Here is a 7,807-nt window from a genome sequence, read left to right on the forward strand (position 1 = left end):
CCATCCGCTCAGGAGTGCGCCGACGTTCACACTCAGGTCCGCGCGCAGTAATTGCCGCCCTGTTTTCGAGCTGCCTCCGTCCATGAGCGTCAGCGCGCCATCGCCACTAAGTTGCACACCGGTGGTTGCGGCTTCGATGGCGGCGACCTTGAGCTCGCCACGCTTTGGATCGAGCGTGCCGCGGGCGCTTGCGCGCGCCCTTCCATCGTGCGTGACCGCACCGCTGTCCACACGAAGACCGGCGCTCGTTGAGATGCTCCATTCGAGGAGACCAGATTTCGAGGCCGCCTCCAGCGAAAGTTTGCCCTGCTTGACGAGCAGCGCCCTGCCCTGTCCGATGCTGACCCAGTTTCCTCCGAGCGCTGCCTTGCCCAGCACCGGCAGCTTTCCGGGCTCCAGCTTGAGACGCTCGAATGCACCGGTCGCGCCGAAGCGGGCGAGCGTAATCTCGCCGTACCTCGCCTGCTCGACCTGCGCTTCTATCTCACCTGAAAGCGTCGCAGCTTCGCCCCGGTAGGAAATCGATACCGCCCTGGCTGCCACGCGCCCCTGGGCTTCCACGCGCTGCTCGCCAAACTGCGAGACAAACTCGGCAAGTTCGCTGAGTTCCGCGTCCAGCGAATCGACCTTCCAGTCCGCGCTGAGCTGCGGAGCAACCGCAAGCTCGCCCGCACTGACGAGCGAGATCGCCTTGCCGAGCTGAAGATTGAATTTCTCACAGGCGTATTGCGACGCGCTGATTGTTCCGCCGCACGTGGCCTCAAAGCTCAGGGGTGAGGGGAGCACCAGGGCCTTGCCGCCTTCGGCCAGGCGCCGAATCGGCAATTGCCAGCTCGTTTCAATACTCAGCGCGTCACCGCCCGCAAGCCGGGCGTCGAGCAGGCCCGAAACGTCGAACGTCGCCTCGCGCGCGCGCTGCCCGGTAAGCAGTGTCGCGGAGAGCGCGGCCGTGGGCTCCGCACGCAGGTTTGCTTTCAGGAAATGCTCCGGGCCCACGCGTCCCTGCGCGAAGAGGGAGAAGGTTCCGGCTGCGAGCTGTAACTCGGGGGTTTCAACCCGCACGCGCAGGCCTTCGAGCTCAAGTTCTTCAATTTCGATGGGCAGTTCGAGCGGCTGCGCCGTCGAGGGGCTCGACGTTGCGACCGGCTCACTCCCGACATCACCTGCCGATGATTCCCAGTTCCACTTGCCCGATTCCTGCTTGATGAGCAGCTCGATCCCGCTTGCCCGAAGCGCGCGCACGTGCAGCTCACCCTTTGCCAGTTTCCAGGGATCGAAGGAAAATTCGAGGGTCTTTACCCGAAGGTCGTCGGGTGCGTCACCGACGCGCTCCCCGATGCGGGCATTCGTCAGCTCAAAGCCGCGCAGCGGTGCAATCTGGAGAGATTCGATGGTGACCGGGCGGCCAAGGCGGGCCGATAGCTGTTCTTCAAGCCAGGGGCGCAGCGCCTCGGCGGGAAACCACTGGAGCAGCGCCACACCAATCAGCAGGAGCGTCACGAGAACTAACACAAATACACGCAACCACGTGCGCGGCGAGCCCCGGCCGCCCGGATTGCTGGTTGATGTGGGTTGCTCTTGCTGACCCGGCGTCTGCGCCACAGGGACTCCCCCGCCGTTGGCTGGGCCGGTTATTCCGCCCGGATTGGCGGCACGACGCTCTCGGGCTCATCGGGTTTCCCGCTCTCCTGGCCAGGCTGTTCGGCCGGCTGCTGGGCGGGCGTTTCCGGCGTAGCCGCCGGCGCGTCATCGCCGCCCGGCTCGGGAAGCGGAATACGGTCGAGTTCAAGGTTCCATGCAGTGAATTCATCCTCGGCGCTGTCGGCGGTCGGATCGATTCCCACCGGCTCGCTCGCCGTGCCCGTGGGGCTCACGCGGATGTACTGCCAGCTGCTGACGATGCGTTCCCATTCCTCCACGGTTACCTCGCGCGGGCCGGGCACTTCCTGGGGTCCCGGCACTTCCTGCGGGCGGCCGGTGACCTGGCGCGGGCCGGGCACCTGCGCGGGAACGCCCTTCACGGCGACCTTGCCCTCATAGACCTTGAAGAGCGAGTCCTGCCCCTCGCCGGCGAAGTTCACCTGGAAGGCCGTGCCGCGCACGCCGGCCACCGCCGTCGTCGTCGCCACGTTGTAGTAAGAATCGGCACCGGCAAGCTTGCGCACCTTGGCCCAGAGGCGACCGATGAACAGCTTGGCCTCGAATTGCTTGGTCTTGTTGCGGGTCGGGAAATACAGATGCGAGAGTCGGAGCTTTGTGTTGGGTGCCAGACGCACGACCCCGCCGTCGGGTAGCTTCAGCTCCGCGCGGCTGCTCTCCGTGGTCTTTACAAAGTGCCCCTGCACCACGCCGTCACCAAGCTTGAGCGACTGCCACGGGCCGTTCTTGCCTGCCGCTGCGAAGGCCTGGCCTTCAAGGCGCGAAAGCGTGACCGTGCGCTCGCCGTCACGAGCGGCAAATGCCTGAAAACCGCCGAGCACACTCAATGAGACAACGAGCGCCCACAGCAGCGGTCGGCTCCAGCCGGCACGCACATAGCCCTTCATCAATACTCCTCCAGGACGCGAAGAACGCGGCCCTCTACTGAACCTTGTCCAGACTTGCGCGAATCGTCTGTTTGGCGCCGCCGCCCACCATTAGTTCCTGCGCGTGGGTTTCATAGCCTTCCTTGCGCAGTTCCAGGTGGTGGCGACCGCCATCGAGCTCGAGCACCTTCATGCGGCCATCGAAATCGCTGGCCTTGCCCTTCAACTTGCCGTCGATCCAGACCTCGGCGCTACGCGGTTCCACACGGAACACCACGAGCCCACGATCGGCCACCTGCTCGACACTGCGCGAGGCGCAGGCCCCGAGCAGGGAGACCGAAAGCACAACCAGAATCGCTGCAATGGCATTTCTCATCTTGGTTTCCTGTTTCTCAGCTCTGCGAGGCAGCGGCCGGCGCTGCGGGTTTTGCAGGCGCCGGGCGTTCTTTGAGAGTGACCTGCTGTCCGGCAGCAATGCCGGTTCGACCGGAAACGATCTTGCACTTCGAGACATTCTGCCCGAAGAGGCTGATCACTTCGAGTTCACCCACCTCGGGACCGATTTCCTGGCCCAGCTCGCGGCCGCTGTCGGGATCGACAAGCACCTCGCCCAGCCGGTTGACCTGCAGCTTGTCACCAACCTGCAGGCCGGTTTCCTTGCCAGCATTGACGATGGCCGTGCCACGCCCGGCATCGACCTTCACGACCTTGCCGCGCCACTCCTGGGTGACAAGCGAGTCGAGCAGGCTTTGCATGAACTGCTTGACCGACGCCCGCAGCGCAATCTGGCCAAGACTCTGGTCGTAACCGCCCTTGGCGCCGAAGCCCAGCAACTCGCCCTTCGTGTCTTCGGCTTCGCCCGTTCCGCTGCCTGCATAGAGGATCTCACCGGTCGTCGTATCCACCAGGCGGACATCGACCACCGCACGGGCAACCTGCTTCTTGCTCTTGGCAATCAGGGCGTCGGTGTGCTCGGTGTGAACACCGAACTCGCTGATGGTGCCGATGATCATTGCCTGCAGGCCCAGCACGCGGCCGGCCTGCGCCGCCGTGGCGGGATCGATCGCGCCGCTCTGTCCGAGCGCCTGTTCCTTGAGGACTTCGTCGAGCTGGCTGCGCTCGACCAGAATAAAGGCATCGGTCTTGGCCAGTTCCGTCGTCACGATGTCGACGATGGCCTGCCCCACGCGATAGCGCTTGGCATAGGTTGCCTTGTTTTCGAACTTGACCACGCCGACCCGTTTTTTCGGCCCCCTGGTGGTGATGACATAACTGGTTTCGGCCTCGGCCGACTGGCCGGCGGGCTCTTTGGCCTTAGGCGCGCAGCCGACAACAACGAGCGTTGCCAGCAGGAGCGCCAGTAGCGTCGAATTTCTCACGGTCTCCCCTTCCCGATCATTCCCGGGCGCTATGCGCGCCCGTCTGTCACTATTGCTTGACCAGCACGATGCTGATGGTGTTCTGCGTCACTTCCTGAATTTCAATCAGGAAGTCCGGGAAATCGCGAAGCGCAAGCTCGTCGGCCAACGTCTGCGCCGTCCCCGTCTTCATGTCCAGTTCCAGCGTGGTGCTACCTTTGGCGGTCTTGCGCTGGTGAATGGCTTCAATGCCGCGCAGCTCACGCTTGAGGGCCTGCTTGAACTGGGCCAGGTGCTTGTAGGTACCATAAGAGATGTTCAGCTCCACGCTGTGGTTCTGCACCACCTTCTCGATCATCTTGGGCATGATCTCCGCGGCGACCTTTTTCACACACTTGCGAAGCGCCTCGGGGCCGCCGACCTCGGGGATCGAGTGGACGTGGGTGCAGCTCTCACTGGCGCTGGTCACCACGCGCCCGGTGTCGGTTTTCACGACCTTGATGGAGATGTTCGCCGGGATCGAGAACATCGGTGAGTTCAGGATGCGGTTGCCCTGCCGGACGTAGGCCTTTCCGTAGACCACCATTTCGGCGGCCATCTGGTTGCCCAGTTCCTGCACCTGACGATCGGTCAGATCTGTGGCGCCGTATGCGTTGGAAACCTTGATGTTGCCGCTGGCGGCTGCGAGGTCCACCACCGGGAAGTTGTTGTCGGTGAATTCCTGAAGGAAGGTGTTCTCCGTGGTGTTGAGATCGAAGGACTGGGCCGTCGCGCTGACCTGGGCGCCGGCGCCCGTCCACCACGCCGTCCAGACTTCCTGGCCGATCTGCTGCTCTGCAATCATGAAGAGCGTGCGCGGCTTGTTGCTCTGCTGCAGGCCGGTCTGGACGAGGTCCTTGAGCTGGGCTTCGAGAAAGCTCTTGGCCACGACGGCATCGACGACGACCTTGTAGGTGCCATCGCCCTGCGCGCCCTCGGAAATGATCTTGTAGCTCTGCACGAAGGCCCGCGACTTCGAATAGATCCGGTCGCTCACCATCTGGAAGTTCTCTACGAGGGTTTCGCTGTCGACCACCACGCCGGCGGCCTGCTCAACCGCGGCACGCAGAGCCTGGTCGAGCGCCTTGTCGCGCGCATGCATCTCGTTGTTGCCGATGATGGCGTCAAAGCCTTCGGCCCGCACGCGCAGGCTATCGTCCTGGGCGTGGGCGCCGGCAACCGGCAGGGAAAGAAGCAGGGTGAAGAGCACGAGCAGCGCAACGGCGCCGCGACTGAGTCGGTTCATGGTTCGGTCCATCCCGTATGTTTCAGTGACTGCGCCGCTTTCGGCGCGAGCCCGTAATAACAAAGCCGGCCCGGCCCTTCACAATCGGGTCCGGGCCGGCCTCATCAAGCCTGATTAGTACTGCAGGGCCTCATGCAGCTTGCGAATCGCCAGCAGGGCCTTGGCACCGCTGACCGCATCCTTGGGCGCAAACTCGCCCGTGGAGAGGTCCTTGGGCTCAAGGATCTGGCGCGAGGTCGCAACCATCACCGCGTTGAAGTACGGCGCGTCGCTGCGCACGTCGGGGAACGGGCTGGTCTCGTCGATGAACTTGGTCGGAAGCGCCGTGTCACCGCTGATCTTGACCAGAATGTCCTCGATCATCATCGCAAACTCCGCCTTGGCAATTGCCTCGGAGGGGTTGAACTTGTTCTGGGAATCGAGTTCCAGGCCGCGGATGCCGAGTTTGAGCACCTCGAGAATGTCAGCACGCAGGACGTGATCCTGGATGTCGACGCCGATTTCGGCCGACGACATGGCCTGCTTCTTGGCCTTCTCGCCCGGGGCGTGGAAGGAGGTGTCGAACTTGGCGCCGCGTTGTTTGAAGAGCTTCTGGATGTTGAGCTCCTCAATGAGGAGCGCGGCCAGGTCGGCGCGGGTGATCTTGTCGATCAGCGCAATCTGCTTGCCGATCTCGCTGCCGGGGGCGGCGAGCTGAATCTCCTGCACCAGGCGCCACTCGCGGCGAGCCTCGGCGGAGTAGTCACCCTGCAGATCGAGGACCTGACGGAACATCTCGCCGGCTTTGCCGAACTGGAGGCCGCGCTTGTAAGCAATACCCATGTAGTAGCGCGCCGCCGTGCTATCGCCGTCCTCGTCGATAGCTTCCTTGAAGTGATCTTCTGCATCAGAGAGCCAGTCGTCACCCATCTTGGCGGTGAGGTAGCGGACCATGCCGATGTTGGCGACCACTTCGTCATCGTCACTGTCGGCGGTAGAAAGCGCCTTCTCTATATCGTTCTCGGCGTGCTCCCAGTCGCCCTTCTGGGCGAAGACCAGGCTGCGACCCACGAGAGCGCCGGTGAAGTCCTTCTTCAGGCTGAGCGCAAGTTCGAAGCTCTTGAGGGCTTCATCGTATTCTTCGTTGTCGAGCTGGCGGTTGCCGACCTTTGTATGGTGCTCGGGCGTATCGAGGGCGGCTTCCTTGGCGCGGCTCTTGTCGCCACAGGCGCTGACCGAACCAAGCAGGGCTACTGCCACGGCCACCAACCAGAGATTGCTGACGATTTTCTTCATGGATGCTCTCCTAAACTTTCTTTCCTAGCCGGTGCCTTCTCAAGCAGTCGTTACAGAACGATCATCACCCGACACTTCGAAAGGAAGCTCAGGTTCTGCGTCACGTTGCGGATCATTTCAGCATCGGCGTTCGAGATCACGAGATTCGTGCCGGCCGGGCCGTCGGTCTTGATGGCCTTGATGACCAGCGCGTTGTCGGAAACGCGGTCGTTGACCTTGGCTTTCTCTGCATCACGGGCATAGCCCACAACACCCAGATCCAGGGCGAACTCGCGGCTGGCAACGCCTGTGCCGTAAACCTCGGCGCCGCGCTCATCGATGATGCGCGGGCTCATGGCCGGCTTGCTGCCAAGGCCCGAGGCGTCGATGATCAGACCGGTATAGACCGGGCCCTGCGCCTGGGCAGCGGCCATGTTGTCGGCGCCGGGAGCGGCGGCAAAGGCCTGATCGCCAAAGAGCGCAGCGGCGATATCGCCGGTCAGCGTCACTTCGATCACGATTTCCACGCCGCCGTCATTGAAATACTTGCGATCGACCACAGAGAAACCACGAAGGGTTCCCTCGACGCGGGTCTTGATGGTGTCGCTCTGGAGCATGAAGTCCTGCACGGTCGACTCGGCCGAGACCTGAACGCCCTGCACCGACTCGAGCGCGTTGCGGAAGGCGTCGGCCTTCGCGGCACGCTCGGCGCCCAGGCGGGCGACGGCAATATTGGGGGCGTTGGGATTGGGCGCGCCCGATCCGGTCACGCGCAGCTTCATGGTCTGCCAGTTGACCTGGCCGGGCCCCACGTTTTGAACAAATGAATTGCCGGCGTCACCGAAGTAACCGGCCTGGGCAAAGGCCGAGCCAGGCAGGGCCAGGAAAGCCAGGGCCAGAAGCACTGTAAGTTTGCGAATCATGATTGTGCGGACTCCTCCGTGGTATCTAGTTCCCTTTAATAAGGGAGAGAGGGGCCCATCTCGTGTGACGTAGCCCACATCCCCAAAAACAGCAGCGAATTCGCTGCATTTCCTCTTCCGATCGAAATTTCTTCCAACAGTTCCAGCGCATACGATAGGGTTGCGCCGCTGCGCTGTCAACGCGCAGAGGCCGCCCCGTAGGCCCCTAGAACCTCAAATCCACATTTGCCCCGCCCCGAGCGTCCACCTGCACGCTGGCGCGGGCCTCGCTCTTGTCGGGAAGGCGCGACATCAGCTCGTGCTGGCCGTCCTCCACCCCGTAGAAAATGAAGCGTCCGGCCGAATCGGCCGCTGTGCCGGTCCACACCTTGCCGTCCTTGATATAGACCTTGGCCCGGGGCAGCGCATTTCCGCTCGAATCGAGCACCTTGCCCTCGATCCAGCCGCGCCGCTCGAGCGGTA

General features: G+C 63.1%; 8 protein-coding genes. All 8 read right to left on the bottom strand.

Features of this window, described 5'->3' with window-relative positions:
* Positions 1–1,512, bottom strand: a 1,512-nt coding sequence (locus tag KDH09_03615; protein MCB0218759.1) for an AsmA family protein, incomplete at its 3' end; no start/stop codon positions are given.
* 119 nt (positions 1,513–1,631) lie between these two features.
* Entirely contained in the window at positions 1,632–2,546 is a 915-nt protein-coding gene (locus KDH09_03620; GenBank protein ID MCB0218760.1) for a FecR domain-containing protein, read from the bottom strand.
* 34 nt (positions 2,547–2,580) lie between these two features.
* On the bottom strand, positions 2,581–2,901 hold the full coding sequence (locus KDH09_03625) for a PEGA domain-containing protein (protein ID MCB0218761.1): 321 nt from the start codon (positions 2,899–2,901) through the stop codon (positions 2,581–2,583).
* Between the two features lie 16 nt (positions 2,902–2,917).
* Entirely contained in the window at positions 2,918–3,904 is a 987-nt protein-coding gene (locus KDH09_03630) for a hypothetical protein (GenBank protein ID MCB0218762.1), read from the bottom strand.
* 49 nt (positions 3,905–3,953) lie between these two features.
* Complete coding sequence (locus KDH09_03635) at positions 3,954–5,168, bottom strand: hypothetical protein (protein MCB0218763.1); 1,215 nt, start codon at positions 5,166–5,168, stop codon at positions 3,954–3,956.
* 114 nt (positions 5,169–5,282) lie between these two features.
* A complete protein-coding gene (locus KDH09_03640) occupies positions 5,283–6,443 on the bottom strand; it encodes an S-layer homology domain-containing protein (protein MCB0218764.1) in 1,161 nt (386 codons plus the stop codon).
* A 50-nt stretch (positions 6,444–6,493) separates the two neighbouring features.
* Positions 6,494–7,345, bottom strand: coding sequence for an LPP20 family lipoprotein (locus tag KDH09_03645; GenBank protein ID MCB0218765.1), 852 nt, complete (start codon positions 7,343–7,345; stop codon positions 6,494–6,496).
* Between the two features lie 205 nt (positions 7,346–7,550).
* Positions 7,551–7,807: carboxypeptidase regulatory-like domain-containing protein (locus tag KDH09_03650; protein ID MCB0218766.1), on the bottom strand; the 257-nt coding region annotated here is incomplete at its 5' end.

The sequence above is a fragment of the Chrysiogenia bacterium genome (assembly GCA_020434085.1).
Taxonomy (GTDB): domain Bacteria; phylum JAGRBM01; class JAGRBM01; order JAGRBM01; family JAGRBM01; genus JAGRBM01.